This is a genomic window from Terriglobus sp. RCC_193 (genome assembly GCF_041355105.1).
Classification (GTDB): domain Bacteria; phylum Acidobacteriota; class Terriglobia; order Terriglobales; family Acidobacteriaceae; genus Terriglobus.
In genome coordinates this window covers 1-23,284 of record NZ_JBFUPK010000004.1, presented here as the reverse complement: position 1 = coordinate 23,284, position 23,284 = coordinate 1, and the positions used below count along the sequence as shown (strand labels likewise).

Genomic DNA, 23,284 nt, shown 5'->3' with positions numbered 1-23,284 from the left:
AGGAACACACAGGAGATTCCCATCATGTTTTCGCAAGTCAAAGATGCTCTCATGGATTCCTTCAGCCGCGTGCTGACCAAGCTGGCTGTCTTTCTGCCTGGCGTACTGGCCCTACTGCTGGCGGTGATACTGCTGGCGCTGATCGGTGCCGCACTGGCATGGGGCATCCGTGCCCTGCTCACGCGTCTTCGTTTTGACGACCGCGTGGGAGAGCGCAACTCCGCCGGTGTATCTGACTGGGCGCCATCGCATAGCCCTTCGTTGCTCATCAGTCGCGTTGTCTTCTGGATGTGCGTTGTGCTGGGCTTTGCCATCGGCGTATCAGCCTATGACGCCGCGGGTACGAGCGATCTTGCGCCGTTCATCCTTCCTTACCTTGCCCACTCCGTAGGAGCGCTGATCATCCTGATTGCGGGGACCATTCTTGCCCGTTATCTTTCTCGCTCCGTCCTCATCAGCGCCGTCAATGCGCGATTGAATTACGCGCGCGCACTGTCTCTCGGCGTGAAGTGGCTGGTGCTCATCTTCACCGCAGCCATGGTGCTGGACCATCTTGATGTTGGCGGCCGCATCGTCGAAATCGGCTTCGGCATTCTCTTTGGCGGAATGGTGCTGGCGCTGGCACTGGCCTTCGGGCTTGGCTCTCGCGACGTTGTGGCGCGTTCCATGGAACGCACGGCGGAGAAAGCCACTCCGATCGACCGCGCCAACGAGCACAGTGACGCACCCCGCAGCGTGCGCCACTTTTAACGCCCCCGGCAACGACTACCCTGCGCTCCCTTTACGGAAGCGCTGGGTAGTCCGTGTATCCCTCAGGTCCGTGCGAATAAAACGACGCCGGGTTGGGAGCATTGAGTGCTACACCTTCTTTCAAACGCCGCGGCAGATCAGGATTCGCGATAAATTCCTTGCCAAATCCCACCGCATCCGCATCACCACGCGCGATGATGGCATTTGCGCTTTCAAGAGTGAATCCTTCATTCGCCACATAAACGCCGCCAAACAACTTCTTCAACAGCGGCCCACGGCTATCCGCAGCTTCGTGCTCACGCGCCATCAGAAACGCGATCTTCCGCTTCCCCAGCTCCGTTGCCACGTACGAAAACGTCTCGGTCCCATTCGCGTCGCTGATGCCATGCGAGTCGCTTCGCGGAGCCAGGTGCATACCGACACGTCCCGCACCAAATACACCGATCGCAGCGTCGGTTGCCTGCAACATTAACCGCGCGCGATTCTCAATCGAGCCACCATATTCATCCTGGCGTGTATTGCTGCCGCTTTGCAGGAACTGATCCAGCAGGTAACCATTTGCGCCGTGCAGCTCGACTCCATCGAAACCGGCGGCCTTTGCATTCTCCGCGGCGCGTCCAAACTGCTCCACCACGTCGTGGATTTCTCCAATCGTTAATGCGCGAGGCGTTTCAAACGCAGTGATGGGACGCACCAAACTGACATGGCCATCCGCCGCGATCGCGCTGGGCGCGACTGGCGGTTCGCCATCCAGGTATGAAGAATGCGAAATACGCCCCACATGCCATATCTGTGAAAAGATGCGACCGCCTGCGTGATGGACCGCTTCCACAATAGGCTTCCACGCTTCCACCTGCTCCGATGACCAGATGCCGGGCACCTGTGGATACCCCACACCCTTTGGATCGACCGGCGTTCCTTCGCTGATGATCAATCCGGCCGAAGCGCGCTGGCGATAATACTCCGCCATCAGTTCCGGACGGGGAACGTGGTTCACCGTCCCACGCAGACGCGTCAAAGGCGCCATAAAAATACGATTCGGCAGATCAAGATCGCCTACGCGAATGGGATCAAATAGAGTCGGCATCGATGAAACGCTCCCATCTTCCCAGTTGGAAGATTGCGTTTCTTTCGATGGCACTCACCGCCTGCAGGATTCACTCCGCCGCGAGCGCCGCCTCAATCTGCGCCAGCGCATCCTCTACCGTGGTAGCAACCATCAGATTCGCCCTTGCTGCAGATTTCAACACACCTTCCTCGACGCAATGATCCAGAAATTGCAGCAAGCGGTCGTAAAACCCTGCAGTGTTCAGAAGAATCGTGGGTTTGGCATGCAGGCGCAATGTTTGCCACGTCAGCACTTCAAACAACTCTTCCATCGTTCCATAGCCGCCGGGCAGGATAAGAAACGCTTCCGACTTCTCGCCCATCAGGGCTTTGCGCGTATGCATCGTATCCACGACATGCAGCTCTGTCAGGCCGAGATTGGATACTTCCTTATCCACCAGGACATGCGGGATCACACCAATGCAGCGACCGCCGTTTTGCAACGTGGCATTCGCCACGACGCCCATCAGGCCAACGCTGGCGCCGCCATAAACCAGGCCAATACCCCGACGTGCCAGTTCAATACCCAATGCCTCAGCATCCTGCCTGTACTCCACTCGCGCTCCGCTTGCTGAAGCGCAAAAGACACACAATGTTTTCAATCGCATCTTGTCTGAGCATAAACGTCCACGAAGGACGGGTTCTGCAAAAAAGAAAAGGACGTGGCGCGCGATTGCAGCGTGCGCCACGTCCATCCTTTGGTGATTGTCAGTCCCACAAACTCAGTCTCTGATGGCTGGTCGCGGGAAGGTTGGTATTCCATGGACCTTCAGGAGCAGGCCCGTGCTCTTTGCTTTCTTCTTACCGGAACGAAGCCGTTGCGTGATCGTATTCCTTCACGATCGTCAGTTTCACGGTTCCATCCGTACCCAGAATCTGGGTGCCTGCAGGCACGTTGACTTTCACTTCGCCGTTTGCTGCCAGCGTCACCGGCTTTCCCTGAACCATTAGGTCCTGGGATACGTCGCTGCGGTTCTTCAGCGTGACATGCACCACGGGCCCCTTGGCCTGTGCAATGTTCGCATTGTTGTCTTCGGTCTTCTTATCGGCGGCGTGCGATGCCAGTGGTGCGAGAGTACAGGCGGCAAGGACGAGAGCAGTGTTGAACTTATTCATGTTGACTTCTCCAAGTACTACTTGTGTTGCTAGCGAAGTCCCACTGCAATTGAAACATCGTCGCGCATGAAGTTATACGCTCTTCAACTAAGAAAAGTTACCCGGAAAAGTAGTTTTTTATGAGGTATTAACGGTTTTTTCTGGAATGGTTTCCGAATACCGGCGTGCCTTTGATTCTGCAGCCGACATTTACTGCCTGAAAACTTGACAAGTGTTATTTGGCCGTGGATTTATTTCTATTTTTTGGTTAGCCAAACTAACCTTTCCCCGGAAATACTGCGACACAAAAAACGGACGTGAGGCAGGGATTTCCTCACGTCCAGCTCACGACCGCGGCGTTTTCTAAGGGAGAGCAATTCGAGGGCAGCCGCTGCCCTCGAATCGAACCTGTTTGAAAAATGTGTTGTGAATGCTTTAGCGGAAAGAGCAGACCGTGCCTGCAAGGTCACGCGTGACGGTAACCTTCACACTCTTATCCGCTCCATAGACCTTGGTTCCTTCCGGAGCGTTCAGTGCATACTCGCCGCCATTCGCGGCCAGTGTCACGCTCTTGTCTTCGATAAGCACTTCCATCGGCGCAGCACTCTTATTCTTCAGCGTCAGTTTCACCATCTTTACCTTGGCCTGAGCGCTATCGTTCTTGCCAAAGAGAGGAAATGCATGGGATGCAACCGGTGCAAAGGTGCAGGCGGCGAGGACGATTGCGGAAACGGTACGACGGATCATGGTGACTTCTCCTGAATGATGCGTTAAGGCTGGCGAAGTTCCCTTGCAAGTTGAACATCGTTCGCGCACTGACTGATACGTGGCACGAATGCTTCCGTTCCATACTTTTTTCAAAAAAGTTTTAGCAATGCTTCGATGTCTCTTGATCAGCAACCACCGCACCACAAAACACGCGCCATTCCTAAGGATTCGAAGATTTACAGAACCGTCATACACGCATACGTTTACTCTCAATTTACGGAGAAGCCGATGCGACGTTCCTACTTACTGTCCGCTTTTGTAATTGCAGCGTCCGTTCTTGGACACATAACACCACGAGCTTCAGCACAAGAGATCAAATCAGCGCCGGGCCAGTTTGATTACTACGTATTGAATTTGTCGTGGGCGCCTGCCTTCTGCGACAACATGAAGACGCTAAGTCCTAATGAGCGGGATAGCGCGGGAAAAGATATGGAGTGTTCCGCGCCACATGCATTTGTGCTTCACGGATTGTGGCCGCAGAACTTTAACGGAACGTATCCTTCCTCCTGTGCATATCGCCCCGGCCCTCGGAACCCCGAACGCAATCTGGACATGACGCCGAACCTCTCGCTGCTGAAGCATGAATGGAATAAGCACGGCACCTGTACCACTTTGTCACCGGAAGGCTTCTTCGGCACAGCTCGCCAGGCTTATACATCGGTTACCATTCCAGAGTTCTTCCAGTCTCTGGACCACCAGGCGCAGATGACGCCGGCGCAGATCCTCACACTGTTCTACAAAGCGAACCCGACATTCCCACAGGGCAGCTTTAACCTCTCCTGCGGCAACAACCAACTCACGGCCATCGAGGCGTGCTTTGACAAAGACATCCACGCCATTGCCTGCCAGAGCCTGCGTGCCTGCCGCGCGAACAGCGTGAAAATCATTCCACAGAACAACGGTGGCATCGTCCAGTAGCGCTCTTCATCCACAGCAGGTAGACACGATAAAATGAAGAGGTCTGGAGTCCTCTCGTATCGTGTCGCGTTTCCTGGAAAAGATGAATCCGCAGCAGCAGGAAGGCGTGCTGACGATAGACGGCCCTGTCCTTCTGCTCGCCGGTGCTGGCTCTGGTAAGACGCGTGTCATCACGCATCGTATTGCGCACCTGATCGAAGACAAAGGCGTGCCTGCCGACTCCATCCTTGCCGTTACCTTTACGAACAAGGCGGCGAAAGAGATGGCGGAGCGCGTGGACGGCCTTATTGGCCACTCGTCGCTGGCAAAGCCATTGATCTCCACGTTCCACTCGCTTTGCGTGCGCACGCTGCGTCGCGACATCGAAGCACTCCGTGTGAATGGTGTGGGGCTGACGAAGAGCTTCGCCATCTACGACGAATCCGATCAGCAGGCCATTGTGAAGCAGGCACTGAAGCGCCTTGGGGTGGATGACAAACAGTTGAAGCCGCGCGTCGCACTGGGACGCATTTCGTGGGCGAAGAACCACATGATCGATCCACAGGAATACTTCCTGGCATCGACTAACCCGCTGGAAGAGCGCATCGCACACATCTTCAAAATCTACAAAGATGAGTTGAACAAGAACAACGCGATGGATTTCGACGATCTCCTGCTGGAGACTGTGCGCCTGCTGAAGACCAGTCAGGAAGTCCGCGAACGTTATCAGCGCAAATATCGCTATCTACTCATTGACGAGTATCAGGACACCAATCGCCCTCAGTACGAGTTGATGCGATTGCTCAGCGGCAAACATGGCAACGTCTGCGTGGTGGGCGATGAAGATCAGTCCATCTATAGTTGGCGCGGCGCAGACATCAAGAACATTCTCGACTTCGAGAAAGACTTCGAAAACACGAAAATCATTCGCCTGGAACAGAACTACCGCTCCACGCAGATCATTCTCGAAGGCGCGGGAGCAGTTGTCCGCAACAACACGCAGCGCAAGGGCAAAGAGCTATTCACCACGCGCGAAGGCGGCTCGCTTATCGGCTATTACGAAGCACCCGATGGCGAGAATGAAGCGTTGTTCATTGCGGATCGCATCGCCACTTACATCCGCGAAACCACGCAAGCAGGCGATACACCAAAGTGTGCGGTGCTGTATCGCACCAATTCGCAATCGCGACTGGTAGAAGAATCGCTGCGCCGTTACAACATCCAGTACCACATGGTCGGTGGCTTCAGCTTCTACGATCGTGCGGAAGTGAAGGACCTGCTCAGCTACCTGAAGCTGGTGCAGAACCCGAACGATTCGATCGCACTCAACCGCGTCGTCAATTCACCACCACGCGGCATCGGCAAAACAACGATGGAAACGCTGGAGCGCATTGCGTTGACCACGGGTATGAGCACGTGGGAAGCGATTGACCGCGCACACGAACAGCAGCTTCTACCCGCGCGTGCACTCACCGCGCTGAAGGGTTTTCAACAACTCATCAAAGATGCGCGCGCCATGCTCGGTGAGAACTTCGGAGAAGTACTCGCTGCCGATGCAGGCCTTGCAACAGAAACAGAGTTCGTCGGCGCAGAAGAAAACGCATCCACCGAAAGTGATGCGAGCGAAGATACATCGTTCGACACCAGCTTCAATTTTGGCTTCGACTTTGGTCCCAGCGAAGAGCGCAGTACCATTGCGCCTGAGAATGCGCACATCGAAGATGCCAGCTTCGACTTCGGCTACACGGAAGAAGAGCCTCTCGCTCTGGCTGCGAGTGCCGACAGCGAAAGTGGCGATACCGGTTTCAACTTCTCGTTCGATGGCAGCGACGCCACGCCGTCACTCTTCGATACTCCGAAACAGTCGGTTTCATTCAATCCGTTTGAGGCAAACAAGCAACAGGCCGCCAAGAAGAACAAGCGGACCACCCAGGATATGTTTGCGGAGCTTCGCGAGAAGGCTGCTCCGGTCGTTGAATCGTCGCCTGTTGCACCGATTGAAACCAGCACTCGCATCGATGGTTTCCGTGCGCCCGGCGATCCGGCCACGCTGCCAGAGTTGATTAAATTCCTGAACGATCGCAGCGGCTACATCAAACAGCTTGAAAACGAAGGCACACCAGAATCCTTCAGCCGCATTGAAAACCTGAAGGAACTTGCCAACGCTGCGCAGGATGCGCAGGAACGTGGCGAAACGCTTGCTGACTTCCTGGACCACGCTGCGCTTGTCAGCGACGCCGACAGCATCAACATGGACGCGCGTGTCACGCTGATGACGCTGCATGCATCCAAGGGCCTGGAATTCCCACTGGTCTTCCTCTGCGGCATGGAAGAAGGTCTGTTCCCTTCTTCGCGCACGCTGCAGGATCCGAATGGCCTGGAAGAAGAACGCCGTCTCTGCTACGTGGGCATGACACGAGCGATGGACACGCTGGTTCTTACCCGTGCACGGTATCGTCGGCGCTACGGCTCGGATATGCCGGATGCCAGCGTGGGCTCGCGGTTCCTGGAAGAGATTCCTTCACGCCTGGTAGAAGACCTCGGCTCGCCTGAGGACCGCCCGGCCTTCCGCAGCGAATACGGCGGCAACCGTTACGGTGGCAATCGCTGGGGCAAGAAACGTGGCGACGACGACTCTGGCGAACGCCACTACAGTTACGAGGACGAGGACCAGACCGGCGCCACGCCCCCTCAGAAGCCAAAAAGCAACTACGGCCTGCAATTTGGTGCTCACAAGAAGCCCGCAAACCCCAACAGCATCGACAACATTGCCAGTTTCTTCGGCGGATCTGGGAAGTTTGGCGGTGGATCGCGCCCGAAGATGGATATCCCGGAATCCACCGGATCCACCGAATTAAGCCGCGGCACAGGCGTCCGGCACCCAAAATATGGCGAAGGCAGGGTGGTATCGCGAGAAGGTTCGGGTTCCGACGCCAAGATTACGGTAGAATTTCGACAGCACGGCGTGAAGAAGCTGGTGGAGAAGTTCGCCCAGCTTGAAAAGCTCTAAGCGCCACGCAGGCGCATCGCCGGCGAAATTTTTAAATAGTCAGGAAGAAATCAAAAGCAATGGCAAATACCAAGGCACTGTCCCACGACGAGCGTAAGACCGCAAAGCGCACCGCACGCAAGAACGCAGCCCCCAAGGTCGCTCGCACCGAACCCCGCGGCAGCAACAAGAAAAAGATGAAGTCGCTGAGCAAGGGCCAGTCCAAGCGCTAGTTCGAAGCACATAACCTGCGAGAAAGCCCTGCGATAGCTGCAGGGCTTTCTTTTGTCAGGAGCGTTCCATGAAGACAGTTGCTGCAGCACCCCTCATATGGATCGCATTGCCCGCCCGGGCGATCTGAAATTCACAGGAGGCAGCTTCGATGATCCGGAGCGTTCAGGAGAGTGACATTTCGGCAATCTGTGATGTCTATAACCACTTCATCCTTGAGACCATGACCACTTTCGAGGAAAGTCCCGTGGACTTTGCCACCATCCGGCAAAGGATCGCAAAGATTCAGCAAGCAGGGCTCCCCTGGCTGGTTGCCGAGGTAAACGATCAGGTTCTTGGTTACGCTTACGCCTCTCCCTGGCGGGAACGCTCCGCGTACAGGTTCTCCGTGGAGAGCAGCATCTATCTTCATCCGCAACGAATTGGAGCCGGGGTTGGCAGCAGGCTGTATGCCGCATTACTCGATGAACTACGCGCAAGAGGCGTTCATTGCGTCATGGGCGGCATCGCTCTTCCGAACCCGGCAAGCATTGCCCTCAGTGAAAAGTTCGGCTTTCAAAAGGTCGCGCATTTTCATCAGGTTGGGTGGAAGCAAAATAGATGGATCGACGTAGGTTATTGGCAATTGCTGCTATAGCTCTTACCTGACGACTGCCGTCGCCACGCCAACAAACGAGTCCGCGCAGCCGTAGTACATCCACCACTTGCCCTTGAAAAACACCAACCCTTCAGAGAACGTGGTTCCCGCGGCATACTGGCCGCTCTGTTCAAACGGTAATTGCGGTTGAAACACCGGTGCATCGCCCCGCTCCAGAATCTTCTCTGGATTGTCCGCGGACAGCACCGCCTGCAGCACGGCATAGGTTCCGGCCTTCAGTTTCGGATCGCGGCCTTCACCATCCTTGTTCTTGCCGTTGTAGAGCATCACAATGCCTTGCTTCGTCAGCACCGGCGGCGGTCCGGCTTCAGGAAAATCGCTGTCCGGCAGTCCCGGCCTCGGCTTCAGGACGACCTTTACCTCGCCCGGAGACGATTCCACCGGCGTCCAGTGAATCAAATCATCGGAAGTCGCCATCCGTATGCCCAGATCACCCCAGAACATCCAGTACGTGCCCTTTACTTTGGTGGCAACCAGCTTGTCGCCTTTGCGCTCGGTCAGGATCGCGGCTGACTTGTATTTGTACGTGTCATACCGCCCGCTATACGCCCCCAGAAACGCCGGCCCCTGCTTCTGCCAGTGCGTCAGATCGCGTGACGTGGCGATACCGACCGAATATCGGTCGAGCTTCCGCGACCACTGTGTGTACGTCAACACGTAGGTTCCGTCGGGTGATTCCACGATGCGCGGGTCCTCCACGCCACCGGGCGACTCTCGATCTTCCTGTGTGTCTTTCGCGGGAAACAGCACCGGCTCCGGCATCTGCTGAAAATGGATACCGTCATTGCTCACCGCCAGACCAAGCCGCGAAACGTGGCCGCCGATCATCCTCGATCCAGAGTCATCTTCCGCACGATAAAGGACATATACCTTGCCATTGCGCACAATGGCCGCGGGGTTGAAGGTGTGCAGGGCCTGCCAATGCACCATTTTCCCGGTAATTGGGTCGGCAAACGTAGAGTCCTTGACCGGACGAATCACTGGCTGATCCACCGGTCGCGTCCATGTTCCAAACGGAGACTGTGCTACCGCAGCCGCTCCCAAACCGAAAAATACCGCGACACCTGCCGCCAACCCCAAACGCACACTGCCTCCGCAGCGGATTCCCATTGCGAATCTCCGCCAGCAACACGCTAAACTACACCTGCAACCACCGTAAATTCAGCCGAGAGACACCACCCTGCCCCGACAAATCTTTGCCACGAAGTCCATCGATAAACTCATCGACGAATCGGAGCGCCCGGAAACAGCGCTGAAAAAAACGCTGGGGCCCGTTTCGCTCACTGCGCTGGGCATTGGCGCCGTCATCGGCAGCGGCATCTTCACCGTCATCGGCACCGCTATCGCGGGGAATCCCGCCACCACGGCCACCTTCTGGGATTCTCCTGTCATCGATTTCGTACTGCATCACGGCGCAGTTTCCGGGCGCCCCGGTGCCGGTCCGGCGTTGGCCATTTCGATGATCCTGGTGGCCATCGTCTGCGCCTTCACAGGCCTTTGTTATGCCGAGCTTTCGAGCATGATCCCCATCGCCGGATCGGCCTACACCTATACCTATGCCACGCTGGGCGAATTGATTGCGTGGATCATCGGCTGGGACCTCATCCTGGAATACGCCTTCTCCAACATGAGCGTCAGTGTGGGCTTCGCAGCGCACGTGGTTGATCTTATGGACTGGATGGGCTTTCACTTCCATCCGAAGTGGCTTTCCCCCGCCTATCTTCCGCTCGGCCTGCAGGACCTGCAGGGCCACGACATCTACAAGTCCGGCTGGCACTTCGGTTTCAACATCCCTGCGTTCCTCATCGTCATCATCCTCACGATGATCCTGGTACGCGGCATCCGTGAATCGGCCAAAACCAACAACATCATGGTGCTGGTGAAGATTGCAGCCATCCTCATCTTCATCTTTGCGGGTATCAGCTTCATCCATCCCGGTAACTATCATCCGTTCTCGCCGAACGGCTGGCCCGGTGTGCTTGCCGGTGGATCGATCATCTTCTTCACCTACATTGGTTTTGATTCGGTCTCCACGGCCAGCGAAGAATGCAAACAGCCACAGCGCGACGTACCCATCGGCATCATCGCCACGCTTATCGTCTGCACAATTCTGTACATCGGCGTCGCGCTTGTTCTTACCGGCATGGTGCCGTGGTTCTCTGTCGCGGGCGATGCTGCACCGGTAGTGAATGCGCTGAAGCGTCTGAGCACAGATACGCACTCCACCAAACTGCACATCGTGCGACTGATCGTTCTCCTCGGCGCACTGGTCGGTATGATCTCGTCCATACTGGTCTTCCAGTTAGGACAGGCACGCGTATGGTTCGCCATGAGCCGCGATCGTCTGCTGCCGGACATCTTCTCCAGGGTGCACCCTCGCTACCGCACACCCGCCTTTGCAACATGGGTGGCAGGCATCCTCGTCGCAATTCCTGCGGGATTGTTTGACGTAGGTACACTCGCTGAACTCTCGAATATCGGCACGCTCTTCGCCTTTGTTCTGGTCAGTATTGGCGTAATCGTTCTGCGTCGTCGTCAGCCGGAGCGTTATCGCGGATTTCGCGTCCCGGGCGGCCCCGTGATTCCAACACTCAGCGTGCTCTTCTGCATCCTACTGATGAGCGGACTTCCCATTCGCACCTGGGAACGCTTCTTCATCTGGCTCGTCATCGGCCTGTTTGTCTACTTCTTCTACAGCCGTAAGCGCAGCGAATTTGCGCGCTTGCAGGGATAAGCATGAAGCACAGCCCAGTGATTCCAGAAGAATCAGTTTCTTTGCGTCCAGAAACAAAGCCACAGCGGCGTGAAATCGAATTGGACTTCATTCGAGGAATCGCGATCCTCATGGTGGTTGACTTCCACTCGTCCTACATACTCTTCTGGCCTTTTCTGCGCTTGGGGTGGCCTGCCTTCGGTACAGCGGGCGTCGATATATTTTTTGTACTCAGCGGATTTCTTGTGGGCGGTTTGCTGCTCAAAGAATGGAAGGTTCGCGGAAACATCAATATCAAGCGTTTCCTCGTGCGCCGTGGCCTGAAGATCTGGCCGCAGTACTACATCTTTCTGATTGCAAGTCTTCTAACCGGTCGTCATACGTTCCGGTTTCTCTTGGGTAACTTCCTTAACATTCAGAACTACATGGGTGGCATCGCCCATACATGGACACTCGCTGTTGAGGAACACGCCTATCTTCTGCTGATGACTCTGCTCTTCCTTGCCGCATCATTCAAGTTGCAGTGGCGCACTGTCTTCTGCATCGTGGCGGCATTGGCGGCATTCACAATTGGTCGTAGTTTTTGGATTTCCTGCGTCTACCATGTGGATAGCTACACATTCACATTCACCCGGCTTCACGGCATTCTTTTCGGTGTTCTCCTTGCGATGCTTTTTCACTTCGCACCGAAAACCTTCTCCCGTGTGCAGAATATGCGTCCACTCTGGATCGCGGTCATCAGTCTCACGCTTCTCTTTTTCCGCCTTTCAATACATCAGGCATGGGCACCACCCCTATGGACTCTTCTTGCTGATTTGAGTGGTGTTGCGCTTTTTCTATTGCTCTACCGCCCCGGCCATCGCCACTCCTGGCTTTATCGCGCGGTCGCCTGGATCGGCGTCTATTCGTACGGTATTTATCTCTGGCACGTCTCCACCTCAACGTCCATCTATTCGCTGACACATCGTTTTTGGCCAGCGCACGAAGCCGCAGCGAACCGCATCCTTGCTCCCATTGCGGGCATATTGGTCGGGATACTTATGACCCGGCTGATTGAATTCCCGACATTGGCACTCCGAGACAAGTTCTTCCCTCGCCTGGTGGATTCCGCTGCTGGGGTGCCTGCTGTCAAAGAGCCACCCTTGGCCATCGCCACGCCCTCGCCAGAATGAAATACTGATGTGATGGCAATTCTTTCTCAACGCGAATGGCTAAGCGGTCTCCCCAAATGCGAGTTGCATCTACATCTGGAAGGCACCATCGTGCCCGATACCCTGGTGCGTTTGTCGCAACGCAATGATGCTGAACCGCTAACGCTTCGCGCCGCAGAAAAGCTCTATGTCTACGAAGATTTCGTTGGCTTCCTGATGGCCTTCAAGGCCGTAAGCGAACGCATTCAAACACCGGCTGATTACGAGCTGATCACCTACGAGATGGTGCATCGCCTCAGCCAGCAGGGCGTTCGTCATGCCGAGGTCTACATCTCCGTTGGCATACTTCTGCGATTCAAGCAGCAGATCACCGTGGAAGACATGATGGCCGCCGTGGAACGTGGACGCGAACTTGCCGAACAGGACTTCGGCACCACTGTCTTTTGGATCTTCGATGCCGTCCGCCACTTCGGCGTTCAGGAAGCTGCCGTGGTATTTGCAAAAGCCGCAGAGTTGAAACAGAAATATCCCAGCATCATTGGTATTGGTATTGGCGGCGACGAAGCACGTGGCCCTGCCGCAGAGTTCAAAGATCTCTACGCAGAAGCCAAGGCTACCGGGCTACACCTGACCGTACATGCGGGTGAGAGTGTTCCTGCAACAAGCATCTGGAGCGCGATCAACATTGGCGCAGAACGCATTGGCCACGCGTTGACGGCAGTGGATGATCCTGAATTACTCGACGTTCTTGCAGAGAAACAGATTCCGCTTGAACTGAACGTCACCAGCAATCTGCGCACAGGCTGTTGTAAATCGATCGACACGCATCCGGTGCGCCACTATTTTGAGCGTGGCCTGATGATTACGCTCAACTCCGACGATCCACCGATGTTCGGCGCAAATCTGCTCGATGAGTACGAAACCGTGCAACGTGAGTTCGAATTCACCAACGAGCAGATGCGCGAACTGGCAGCAAACTCTGTGGAAGCCAGCTTCCTTCCGCCCGCACGCAAGATCGCTCTACTGGCCGAAGTGGAACGCTATCGCTAAACGAGCCCGGCACGCAGCAGATCGTGGATATGTAGAATGCCCACGACCCTTCCCTCTTCCACGACAAACAGACTTGTAATCGACTCGGCATTCATACGCGCCAACGCACGATGTGCAAACTCGTCTGGCGCAATGACGCGGGGCGTTCGACCCATCACATCCTTTGCGGGGCGATCATGAAACCCGTGCGAAAACGCACGGCGCAGATCGCCGTCCGTGATCGAACCCACCAGCTTTTCTTCCGCATTCAACACGCCGGTAATGCCAAAGCGCCCGCTGGTCATGCGCACAATCGCATCGGAGAGTGAAGCATCTTCCCGCAGCAACGGGACTTCCTCCCCGGCATGCATCAGCGTACGAACACGCAGTAACCGTGTCCCCAGACGACCACCAGGATGCAATGCGTGGAAGTCTTCCCTGGAAAAGTTCGTTTTGTTCACTAACGATGCGGCCAGCGCATCGCCCAACGCCAGTTGCATCGTGGTGCTCGTCGTGGGAGCCATCAAATCCACACAGGCTTCTTCGCATTGCGGCAAGGCCAACACCACATCCGCCGCTTTCGCCAGCGTGCTCTCAGCATTGCCCGTGCTCACGATCAACGGCACGTTGAATCTTCGCGAATGCGAAACGATATCCGATAATTCTGACGACTCACCCGACCATGACAATGCAAACACCACGTCGTTCTCGCGAATCATGCCCAGGTCACCGTGACTTGCATCCGAAGGATGAACGAAGTGCGCAGGCTTTCCTGTGGAAGCAAGCGTCGCCGCAAGCTTCCGCGCAATGTGCCCACTCTTCCCCACGCCGGTAACAATCACGCGTCCGGGCGCATCGGCAATCACATTCACTGCATGCGCAAATGCATCACCCAGCGGACCGGCAAACGCTTCACGCAACGACTCAAGACCGCGAAGTTCGCAGGCTATTGTCTCCATCGCAATTTGTTGCGAAGTCTTCATCCGCGCAGCACACGCTGTTTTGCAAGCTGATCAAACGCCATCAGGTCTTCCACCAACTGCGGCAGATTTTTCAGAGCAATCATGTTTGGCCCATCGCTGGGCGCATGGTCAGGATCAGGATGCGTTTCAATAAACACGCCGGCAACACCCACAGCGACAGCAGCTCGCGCCAGTACCGGAACAAACTCACGTTGTCCACCACTTGCTCCGTTCAATCCACCCGGCTGCTGCACGGAATGCGTGGCATCAAAGATCACCGGAGCATTCGTCTGTGCCAACACCGGCAACGAACGCATATCCGTCACCAACGTGTTGTAGCCAAATGTGGTGCCACGCTCCGTCACCAGTACACCGCCCTTTGCATCGGCCAACTTCTCCACCACATGTGTCATCTCTTGTGGGGAAAGAAACTGTCCCTTCTTCACATTGACCGTTCTACCGGTAGCAGCGGCAGCCAGCAACAGATCCGTCTGTCTACAAAGGAACGCTGGAATCTGCAATACATCCACGGCCTGCGCCACTTCCGCGCACTGCCATGATTCATGGACATCCGTCAGCGTTGGTAATCCGAGGCTTTCGCGGATCTCTGCAAAAATCGGCAGCGATGCTTCCAACCCAATGCCACGAGCCGCGTTCGCGCTGGTGCGGTTCGCCTTATCAAAGCTGGACTTGTATACCAGCCCAATGCCCAGACGTGTTGCCATCTCTTTCAGCGCAGAGGCAACTTCCAGAGCATGCGCGCGGCTTTCCATCTGGCACGGCCCGGCGATCAACGCGAGCGGCAAAGCGTTGGAAAATGTAACGTCTCTGACTGCAACCCTATTCAACATTCCTCTATGAGAATAGAGCAGTGCGGGGAGACTCGCATCCCAACCAGAAACAGCTACCGCACCACGATAGACGCCGCCCGCGACGCAACGGCCTCTTTCATCCATACCGACGCCAGTTCGTAAAACCGTTCGCGGGCATCGCTTCCGTTGAAATGATGATCCGCATGCTTTACTAGCGTCATGCGAATGGGAGCAAAGTTCTTCAGCCGTCGAGCCTTGCGGCCAAACTGCATCCACATCTCTGATAGGCCGGGGTCATCGTCACTGAAGAGGAGATGGAGTTGCACTCCACGCTGCGCCAGACGACGCATCTGCGCATGCACGATTGCCATCTCAGAGTCCGGTGCAGGTGGCAAAAGGCTCTTCACCTGATGTGTGACCTGCATGAATCCACGTTTCAGCAACACACGGACAATACCGCTCATGTCCGCGTCGCCACGCAGTACGCGTTTCCATTCCCCTTTGCTACGCATTGCACGCCAATAGCCCTTCAGAGAACGCTTGTTGTCACGAAATGAAACGGCAATGTCATCCCCATAGTGCCATGTGAACTTCTGGATGTTTGTGATCACACCACCCACGATCCGTTCATCCGCCAGGACAACCTGGTAGGCCGTATAGGCTCCGGCACACTGGCCGAAGGCGACCGCCACGGGAAAGCCACGCTGCTGTAGCAGATCCAGCGCGGCGACGCTCTCTGGAATGCGTTCCAGATCGTAATGTGGATGTCGTGTATTCCTGGCCGGGCTGTCTCCGGTGGCAGACAGATCGATGCGCAACGACGCAATGCCCTGTCGTGCCAATGTCCTGGCCAGCTTCACATAGGCGCGTCCATTGCCAATGGTGTAGCTGCTCCCCTCATGCAGCAGAAGCGCTGCAACCTCGGCGGCCTTACCATCGGCAGGAAGGCACAGAATGCCAAACAGGCTTTGGTCAGGGCCAAACCGTACGGGCTCCTCCATAAATCCTTCGCCACGCAGCGTCCGCGTAGAGCCGGGCAGAGTCCCATGCAGTTCCTTTTCTTCCACTGCGGGAAGTTCCTTTAGCCAGTTGCGAATGGCGGCAAATGCCTGCACAGGATTGCTGTGCAACGTAGGGTCCTGCATCCATGTGCCATACTCCGCAAACGGCACAACAGATACGGGAGCTCCAGTGGCAGCCCACTTTTCCGCGACTTTTGGAGATTGCCTATCCTGTGGCGAAGGTAGTACCAGCAAAGGAGCATGGAGAGCCGTTAGATGCGTCAGGTCTGCGGTGCTCACCTCATCCTGCAACATGGCGGACCAGTGAAATCCGTTCGTGTTCAGAACCTCTCCGCTACCGGCCTGCGGCGGCGGATCGAGGCTTGCCAACCGTGATACAGCGGCGGCGGCACGAACCTCTCGCATATACGTCCTACCGCTGAGAACCGGCGCCATCAGCACAACGCCTGCCACACCAGCTACGCGTCCAGACGAAGACAACGCCACCATCGCTCCAAGGCGCACACCTGCCAGTACAACGGGAAGCGGCCCACAATGCTGTCGCAGACACTCGACCGCTCGCACCGTGTCCTCTACAAATCCCCTCAGGCAGACGTCGCCGTCGTCGCTATTGCATGCGCCCAGATAGTCAAAACGAAGCGTGGGCACGCCAGCCAACGCCAACTCATCTGCAAGGCCCATTACGCCATAGTGGGTGCACATTTCTTCCTGCCCATAGGCAGAGCAAACCACGGCACAAAATGCGGGGGGCTGGTCCTGCGACTTTGGCCTATGCAGCCAGCCGAAGCGACCACCAAAATAGAGAGGGGTTGTTGCTATTGTCAGGCTGTTCGGGTTCACAGCAGGGGGTTTCCAATCAAGAGAAGATGGCAGTCAACAAAAGTGAATCAGAGGTGCAGGATATTGCGTACAGCGGATGGCCACGAATCGATATCGAATCCGTGATGTTTCAGCAGTGCCAATACAAGACGTTCCATACCAAAGGCGCAGCAGGCAGTATGCGCGGGAGCACCGTCCGGTGTGCGCATCTCCCATATATCGCCGAAGTATGTTGTGTGGTAGTTAAAGCTGATGCAGGCGGTGGGTCCAGCATCATCGTTCACCGGCACCAGCAGCTCAAACTTCAGGTTCTGTGAACGCTGGCTATCAGCCATAAGTTTCCCGGCCCGTCCAAAAAACGGATCGTTCGCGACATCCACTTCAAACGGTAAACCAAGTGACGTTGCAAATGCCGAGCCTCGCTCAATCCAGTCCTGGCGAAATGCCATGACCTCATCGTGCGTTCCGATGCTGACAAACTCACGCATCCGGAAAAACTGGAACCGCGTGGGTTCTGGCGAGGGTTCATGCCGGAAGCAGAAGGACTGCACATCCACCAGATGGCCGCCGGTGGCAATGGGACCACGCCGTGCCAGGACAGGATAGACCGCATAGCACGCGGCTGGTGTCAGAACCAGGTCTGACGGCTGCTGCTGCTCTCTCCATTCTTCTCCGCGCTGCATCTTGCCCAACAGTTGATGATGCGCTGCATCGCCCCCGCAGAAACAATGAATGGTGCCGGCGAAGTGCGGGAAGTTTTTCATGTACCCGCTTTTTTCAAACACAGCCTGCGACATGGCCGGAGGAAAGCGCATCACCTCTGGACGTGCAAATGCACCTGCGTCCGTAATGGCACGATCCAGCCCGTCAAATATGCGCTCGAAAACACCGCTCCGTCCCCATAGTCCGTCCACGCCACCGGGAATCAGAATCCCTTCTTCCACCAGGCGAGTGCGAAAATCCTTGCCGCTCATGATGCTCCGTCCTTACAGCGTTGCCAGTTGATTTCGTTGTGCCAGCAGAAGCGCACCCGCACCAGCGGCAATGCGGTCATTGCTGATCATCAGTTGCGCGGAGAGTACATCGCGCAAGTGCCGCCCCACGCTGAATTCCGTGTCGTTCTTATAACCAGCCATGCCACAGATCAGCAGCGCCTCAAGCACCACCTCATGACACATCGTAGAGACATCAAACTTCAGCGTATTCAGCGCCGTTGCCCTCGCCATGCCCACAGGCCAGCCTGCCTCTTCGGCACTCACCACGTCTCGGTTGCTGCCCATCGCGTTACAGGCATCGAAGCTGGTCAACATCGTGCGGATGCGCGCCTGCATCATCTCCAGCATGCCCGTGGCATGTACCAACCGGGCTGCTCCCGGTGTTGTTCCACCGGGCTGTCTTCTTGCCTGCGCCCGCAGAAAGGCACGCGCACGTGTCAATGCGTTTGCGGCAATCCCCGTCCACACTGCACTCCATAACAGGTGCGATACCGGGACCATGGTATCCGCCGAAATATCGGCAAACGGCACAGGCGCCACCTGGTCTGCGATACCGCTGCTTTGGAACACATATCCTGCGCTGCAGGTGCCACGCATTCCCAAAGCATCCCATCCGCTGGTCATCTCCAGTGCGCTGTCGCTTCGCAGACATGTCACCATTACCTGGTCTGAGGGCGGCGCGTCCTCATGCGAGCGTGATGTCACCAGGAACACATCTGCATACGCACCATACGAAACGGTTGTCGCCTTCTTCGTCAGAGTGAATGCACCATCTTCCACCTTCACCGCACAGACACTGGAGCGCTGGTCGCCACCCGTACCGACCTCAGAGGTGATGGAAGCAAGCAGAAAACGCTCCTGCGCGATCCGCCGCACAAACTCGCGATGCCATGACTGGTCCAGCACATGGTTCACCAGGCATGACACCTTGATCTGGTGCATTGCATAAATCATCGCTGTGGACGCGCACGCCTGGGCAAGCTGCTGGCACTGCGACGCCACTTCGCTCACCGACAGACCAAGGCCACCCAGTTCTTTCGGAACCAGTGCTCCCAGAGCACCCGCATCACGTAGCGCAGCAATAGCCTCTGCCGGGAAACGTGCTTCGCGATCCACTGCATCCGCATACGTTGCCGCGACTTCCACTGCATGTTGAAACAGAGACGTCGTGTCCCTCGTGCTTGCAGGGTTCATCCTTGCAAACCTCGGATCGCATTGGAGAGAGAGGTAATGCTGGTGAAGGTCTCACGCGTTAGCAGTGTGTCAGGAAAGGAGACTTCGAACTCCTCTTCCAACGCCAGCATGACGGTGACGGTTGAGAAGGAAGTAAGGCCCTTCGCAAAAAGATTGTCAGTAGGTCCCAGGGTTCCAGCATCCACTGTCAGGCCACCCACTTCATTCAAGATGGAACAGAGACGCTCCTCCACATACACTCCAGGCAGTCGAAAATCTTCAGTACGCGTTCAAGGGAAGACAGTACTCACGCGTGGCAAGATATACCCTCGGCACGCTCTATTTATTTTGACATTACCTGTCACGTTCTGGCGCGATACAACTCTTGATTCATGTAGTTGCCACAAATTTCTTCCAGTAACTCCGTGGGAGTTGCATTGGCCACTTAGGCAAAGAAACTTTGTACAGCCTCTACAACACGTTCCTGTTCATCTTCACGAAGCTCGGGATACATAGGCAGCGCAAGCACTTCACGTGCGGCCTTCTCGCTTTCCGGAAACTGGCCTTCGCGATATCCCAAATGCTTCAATGCATCCTGCATGTGCAACGGAACGGGATAATACACCTCGCTGCCAATGCCCTGCGCAGACAGATGCGCGCGCAGCTCATCACGACGTGGCGTGCGAATCACATACTGATGCCATACGTGCGTGCCGCGCACATCCACCACAGGCAATATGATGCCGCCATCTTCCACCGCACCTAAAAGAGTCGTCGCATGAAACAGATCGTGATAGCGCGCCGCTACCTGCCTGCGATCCTCGTTCCACTGCGCAATGTACTTCATCTTCACCAGCAGAACAGCCGCCTGAACCGTATCCAGACGCGAGTTCCATCCCACCTCATCGTGGTAGTAGCGCCGCCGCATCCCATGCGCTCGCAATGCCTTCGCGCGTTCCGCGATTGTCGAGGAACGGAACGTGGTCAGTCCCGCATCGCCCCATGCACTGAGGTTCTTTGTCGGATAGAACGAAAACGCCGCCGCATGCCCAAGCGCGCCTGCAGGAGTTCCATTCCAATCGGCTCCAAAGGCCTGTGCCGCATCCTCGATCAGCAGCAGATCATTCTCTGCCGCCATGCGATCAAAGCTTTCCCAATCGGCGCACTGTCCGTAGAGGTGTACCGGCATCACAGCGCGCACATCTTCGTGTTGCGCAATTGCATCTGCAACGGCCACCGGGTTCAGGTTGAACGTCACGGGGTCAATGTCTGCCAGTATCGGCTTTGCCTCTACACGCAGAATGCTGCTGACCGTTGCGAAGAAGGAGAAGGGCGTGGTCACCACAGCATCGCCTTTTCCGATCCCCAACGCGGCCATGGCTAACCAGAGTGCGTCTGTCCCGCTGGCGCATCCCACCGCCTCGGTCGCAGTGGTTGCGGCTGCGATCTGACGTTCCAGCTCGACGACTTCTTTCCCAAGAACGAAGCGGCCAGCGGAACAGACATCCGCCACGGCCGCGCCGATTTCCGCCCCCACAGCAGAGTATTGACGGCTGAGGTCGAGAATCGGAACGGGCGGCAAAAGAGGGTGCGACATCAGTTCCATGTTAGGCGAAGCGACAGCATTATGCCTTTCGCGCCGAAAATCGAACAGGGTTAGGAACAATTCCGTATCCTCGTGCGTCCTAAATGCGAGGGAGTTCTCGACGGCTTCGCCGGGAAGCCCTACGGTCTAAAATGACCGCAAAGCAGTTGCTGGTGTGCCCGTGCGCTTTTCACTTGCCACGACCATGGGTTCACCCGTATTGTTTTTTGTCTTAGGGACGAAGGCCCCTGGTACTCAACCGAAAGTGCTGGTTTCCAGCGTTGGCGGTTTTTGTTTGAGGCAGTTCCATAACAGCGCTGTTCGGAAGCGCAAGAGGAGATCGGCAAAGCATGGATTCCAAGCCGGCACAGAATATTCAGGACACCTTCCTGAACACGGTTCGCAAAGACAAGAGCGCAGTAACCATTTATCTGGTTAGCGGCGTCAAGCTGACGGGCAAGATTCGTTCGTTTGATAAATACTCGGTCCTGCTCGAAAACAACGCGCAGGAGCAGTTGATTTTCAAACATGCGATTTCTACCGTAGTGTCTACCCGGGGGACGGGTAGTCATCCGGAACGCCCTCACGGAACACATACCCCGGTATCAAGGGGTGAGCATGCCCCTGCGGAAGGCGCGGCCGCCATGGGCGGAACCGTAGGCTCCTGAGAGCCGGGACGGACTCGCTGACCCAAGCACATACCCATACGACGGGCACAGGCGGACGCACACGGCTGGAAGAGGCCGCGGAGGCGCACGCCCGTCCCCGTACCGGCCATGCAACCGAGACACAGCAGGAACGCGCTGTGCTGGTGGCCGTGGAGATTACCGGCGAACGGCGACGGCTGTCCTCGACGGCCATGCAGGCCCGTGCCGCAGCCTCTCTGCATGATGGCGAGGAAGACTCGCCGCTGGAGTCCGTCGCGGAGATGGACTTCGACGCCGCTCTGGCGGAGTTTCAGGAGCTGGCAACCTCTGCTGGCGCGGAGATTGCCGCCACCGTGATCCAGCGGCGCTCCAGGCCCGATCCAGCTACGCTGATTGGGCCGGGCAAGGTGGAGGAGCTGGAGGCGGTCATAGCCAGTTCCGGCGCCAACCTGGTGCTGTTCGACCATGACCTGACACCATCACAGCTCCGCAACCTGGATCGAGCACTTCCGTGCCGCGTGATCGACCGGACACAACTCATCCTGGATATCTTTGCCCGCCATGCACGTACACGCGAAGGCCATCTGCAGGTAGAACTGGCACAGTTGGAGTACCAGTTGCCGCGACTGGCGGGACGAGGCAAGGCGATGAGCCAGCTTGGCGGCGGTATCGGTACACGCGGACCGGGCGAGACCAAGCTGGAGACTGACCGCCGCCGCATCCGCGCGCGTGTGGATCGGCTGAAGGAGCAGCTGGAGAACGTCCGCCGCAGCCGGCGGCAACAGCGACAGCGGCGTGAGGCTGTGCCTGTTCCCACGGTTGCGCTGGTCGGTTACACCAACGCGGGTAAGAGCACACTGTTCAACCGGCTGACAGAGGCAGACGTGCTGGAATCGTCGAGGATGTTTGCCACGCTGGACCCCAAGCTGCGGCACCTGAACCTGCCATCGCGGCGCAAGGTGCTGCTGAGCGATACCGTAGGCTTCATCCGCAACCTGCCGCATGCACTGGTGACCAGCTTCCGCGCCACGCTGGAAGAGGTGGAACGCGCGGAGTTGCTGTTGCATGTGCGCGATGCCGCTTCACCCAATCTGGATGAGCAGAAGATGCAGGTGGAGAAGGTACTGGCGGAACTGGAAGTGTCGCGCACGCCGACGATCCAGGTACTGAACAAGATCGACCTGTTGCCTGCGGACGATCGAATTGACCTGCAGCGGCTCCCGGCAGCCCATACGATTGCCGTCTCCGCGCATTCGGGTGACGGTCTGGATGCGTTGATTGCGGCGATTGAGGAACGCATTGGCGGCACGGAAGCCGTTGATCCAACCGCGACGGCGACCTTCCGCATTCCGCAGCGCGAGGGTCGAACGCTGGCCGCGCTGGAAGCTGGATGTTTCCTGGAGAAGAAGAAGTACGAAGGCAACCTGGTGACGTTTACCGCGAGTGGACCTTCGTCACTGCTGCAGCGGTATCGCCGCTACATAGTGCAGGAACATGGCGAGTTGCCAGAAAACGCTCCGGTCGAGGCGCGGCCACGGATCCGGACGCGCGTGAAAAGTTCTACTCGGTAAGGGGTAACTGAACCACAGAATCGGGTGCCATCAGCGAAGCTCGTATTCGCGGGAAGCAGAACCGTGTGCCCCAGGTTCGCGAAGCTAACCTGGGCCGAGCAGCAAAGCTGCTCCATCGCGCTAAAAGCGCGACCAGTGAAGCTCAAACAGTCAAAGACCATCACCCAGCGAAGCTCAACGGTTGAAAGACCCCGAGCGAAGCTCCAATGGCCAAAAATCCGTCCCGCCGAGCGAAGCTCCAACGGTCGAAAGACCGTCATTCTGAGCAAAGCGAAGAATCCCGACGAACTCTCCTCCCGCCAAGACCGCA

23 protein-coding genes are annotated in these 23,284 nt (G+C 56.7%); 10 read left to right on the top strand and 13 right to left on the bottom strand.

What is annotated here, in order from left to right; genetic code table 11:
* Positions 1 to 24 precede the first annotated feature (24 nt).
* Entirely contained in the window at positions 25 to 750 is a 726-nt protein-coding gene (locus AB6729_RS17040; protein WP_371082856.1) for a hypothetical protein, read from the top strand.
* 31 nt (positions 751 to 781) lie between these two features.
* Here the strand turns inward: AB6729_RS17040 and AB6729_RS17035 are convergent, their stop codons facing one another.
* From AB6729_RS17035 to AB6729_RS17020, 4 genes are all read right to left on the bottom strand, one after another.
* Positions 782 to 1,837, bottom strand: a complete 1,056-nt coding sequence (locus tag AB6729_RS17035; RefSeq protein WP_371082855.1) for an alkene reductase — start codon at positions 1,835 to 1,837, stop codon at positions 782 to 784.
* 70 nt (positions 1,838 to 1,907) lie between these two features.
* A complete protein-coding gene (locus AB6729_RS17030; RefSeq protein ID WP_371082854.1) occupies positions 1,908 to 2,465 on the bottom strand; it encodes a TIGR00730 family Rossman fold protein in 558 nt (185 codons plus the stop codon).
* Between the two features lie 193 nt (positions 2,466 to 2,658).
* Positions 2,659 to 2,973 carry a hypothetical protein gene (locus AB6729_RS17025; RefSeq protein ID WP_371082853.1) on the bottom strand — a complete coding sequence of 105 codons (315 nt, stop codon included), beginning with the start codon at positions 2,971 to 2,973 and terminating at the stop codon, positions 2,659 to 2,661.
* A gap of 414 nt (positions 2,974 to 3,387) precedes the next feature.
* Positions 3,388 to 3,699 (bottom strand): hypothetical protein, encoded by a 312-nt coding sequence (locus AB6729_RS17020; RefSeq protein WP_371082852.1) that lies wholly within the window; start codon positions 3,697 to 3,699, stop codon positions 3,388 to 3,390.
* Between the two features lie 135 nt (positions 3,700 to 3,834).
* Here AB6729_RS17020 and AB6729_RS17015 point away from each other — a divergent pair, with 135 nt between their 5' ends.
* The 4 genes from AB6729_RS17015 (at position 3,835) to AB6729_RS17000 (ending at position 8,474) form a co-directional block, all read left to right on the top strand.
* Positions 3,835 to 4,638 (top strand): ribonuclease T, encoded by an 804-nt coding sequence (locus tag AB6729_RS17015; RefSeq protein ID WP_371082851.1) that lies wholly within the window; start codon positions 3,835 to 3,837, stop codon positions 4,636 to 4,638.
* 61 nt (positions 4,639 to 4,699) lie between these two features.
* Positions 4,700 to 7,627 carry an ATP-dependent helicase gene (locus AB6729_RS17010; protein ID WP_371082850.1) on the top strand — a complete coding sequence of 976 codons (2,928 nt, stop codon included), beginning with the start codon at positions 4,700 to 4,702 and terminating at the stop codon, positions 7,625 to 7,627.
* Between the two features lie 59 nt (positions 7,628 to 7,686).
* On the top strand, positions 7,687 to 7,839 hold the full coding sequence (locus AB6729_RS17005) for a hypothetical protein (protein ID WP_371082849.1): 153 nt from the start codon (positions 7,687 to 7,689) through the stop codon (positions 7,837 to 7,839).
* 149 nt (positions 7,840 to 7,988) lie between these two features.
* Positions 7,989 to 8,474 (top strand): N-acetyltransferase family protein, encoded by a 486-nt coding sequence (locus AB6729_RS17000; protein WP_371082848.1) that lies wholly within the window; start codon positions 7,989 to 7,991, stop codon positions 8,472 to 8,474.
* 3 nt (positions 8,475 to 8,477) lie between these two features.
* Here the strand turns inward: AB6729_RS17000 and AB6729_RS16995 are convergent, their stop codons facing one another.
* Together AB6729_RS16995 and AB6729_RS16990 are read right to left on the bottom strand one after the other, a co-directional pair.
* Entirely contained in the window at positions 8,478 to 9,605 is a 1,128-nt protein-coding gene (locus AB6729_RS16995; RefSeq protein WP_371082847.1) for a glycoside hydrolase family 130 protein, read from the bottom strand.
* Positions 9,606 to 9,633: 28 nt separating this feature from the next.
* The gene (locus tag AB6729_RS16990; RefSeq protein WP_371082846.1) at positions 9,634 to 9,903 is read right to left on the bottom strand and encodes a hypothetical protein; all 270 of its coding nucleotides are present in this window, start codon (positions 9,901 to 9,903) and stop codon (positions 9,634 to 9,636) included.
* Here AB6729_RS16990 and AB6729_RS16985 point away from each other — a divergent pair.
* The 3 genes from AB6729_RS16985 to add are packed head-to-tail and all read left to right on the top strand — an operon-like array spanning position 9,784 to position 13,409.
* The gene (locus tag AB6729_RS16985; RefSeq protein ID WP_371082989.1) at positions 9,784 to 11,229 is read left to right on the top strand and encodes an amino acid permease; all 1,446 of its coding nucleotides are present in this window, start codon (positions 9,784 to 9,786) and stop codon (positions 11,227 to 11,229) included. The genes AB6729_RS16990 and AB6729_RS16985 overlap by 120 nt on opposite strands.
* Before the next feature lie 2 nt (positions 11,230 to 11,231).
* Positions 11,232 to 12,380 (top strand): acyltransferase family protein, encoded by a 1,149-nt coding sequence (locus AB6729_RS16980; protein ID WP_371082845.1) that lies wholly within the window; start codon positions 11,232 to 11,234, stop codon positions 12,378 to 12,380.
* A gap of 12 nt (positions 12,381 to 12,392) precedes the next feature.
* Positions 12,393 to 13,409, top strand: a complete 1,017-nt coding sequence (add, locus tag AB6729_RS16975; protein WP_371082844.1) for an adenosine deaminase — start codon at positions 12,393 to 12,395, stop codon at positions 13,407 to 13,409.
* Here the strand turns inward: add and AB6729_RS16970 are convergent.
* The 7 genes from AB6729_RS16970 to AB6729_RS16940 all read right to left on the bottom strand — a co-directional run bounded on the left by AB6729_RS16970 (position 13,406) and on the right by AB6729_RS16940 (position 20,768).
* Entirely contained in the window at positions 13,406 to 14,371 is a 966-nt protein-coding gene (locus tag AB6729_RS16970) for an SIS domain-containing protein (protein ID WP_371082843.1), read from the bottom strand. The two genes, add and AB6729_RS16970, sit on opposite strands and share 4 nt — an antisense overlap.
* The gene (kdsA, locus tag AB6729_RS16965) at positions 14,368 to 15,201 is read right to left on the bottom strand and encodes a 3-deoxy-8-phosphooctulonate synthase (RefSeq protein ID WP_371082842.1); all 834 of its coding nucleotides are present in this window, start codon (positions 15,199 to 15,201) and stop codon (positions 14,368 to 14,370) included. Before kdsA ends, AB6729_RS16970 begins: the two co-directional genes overlap by 4 nt.
* Positions 15,202 to 15,254: 53 nt before the next feature.
* Entirely contained in the window at positions 15,255 to 16,916 is a 1,662-nt protein-coding gene (locus tag AB6729_RS16960) for a serine aminopeptidase domain-containing protein (protein WP_371082988.1), read from the bottom strand.
* A 155-nt stretch (positions 16,917 to 17,071) separates the two neighbouring features.
* The gene (locus AB6729_RS16955) at positions 17,072 to 17,977 is read right to left on the bottom strand and encodes an amino acid--[acyl-carrier-protein] ligase (RefSeq protein WP_371082841.1); all 906 of its coding nucleotides are present in this window, start codon (positions 17,975 to 17,977) and stop codon (positions 17,072 to 17,074) included.
* A 12-nt stretch (positions 17,978 to 17,989) separates the two neighbouring features.
* A complete protein-coding gene (locus AB6729_RS16950; RefSeq protein ID WP_371082840.1) occupies positions 17,990 to 19,192 on the bottom strand; it encodes an acyl-CoA dehydrogenase family protein in 1,203 nt (400 codons plus the stop codon).
* Positions 19,189 to 19,425, bottom strand: coding sequence for an acyl carrier protein (locus AB6729_RS16945; RefSeq protein ID WP_371082839.1), 237 nt, complete (start codon positions 19,423 to 19,425; stop codon positions 19,189 to 19,191). The genes AB6729_RS16950 and AB6729_RS16945 overlap by 4 nt, the downstream gene beginning before the upstream one ends.
* Positions 19,426 to 19,616: 191 nt before the next feature.
* Positions 19,617 to 20,768 carry a DegT/DnrJ/EryC1/StrS family aminotransferase gene (locus AB6729_RS16940; protein ID WP_371082838.1) on the bottom strand — a complete coding sequence of 384 codons (1,152 nt, stop codon included), beginning with the start codon at positions 20,766 to 20,768 and terminating at the stop codon, positions 19,617 to 19,619.
* A 338-nt stretch (positions 20,769 to 21,106) separates the two neighbouring features.
* Here AB6729_RS16940 and hfq point away from each other — a divergent pair, with 338 nt between their 5' ends.
* A complete protein-coding gene (gene hfq / locus AB6729_RS16935) occupies positions 21,107 to 21,424 on the top strand; it encodes an RNA chaperone Hfq (protein WP_371082837.1) in 318 nt (105 codons plus the stop codon).
* Between the two features lie 191 nt (positions 21,425 to 21,615).
* A complete protein-coding gene (hflX, locus tag AB6729_RS16930) occupies positions 21,616 to 22,974 on the top strand; it encodes a GTPase HflX (protein ID WP_371082987.1) in 1,359 nt (452 codons plus the stop codon).
* Positions 22,975 to 23,284: the final 310 nt, after the last annotated feature.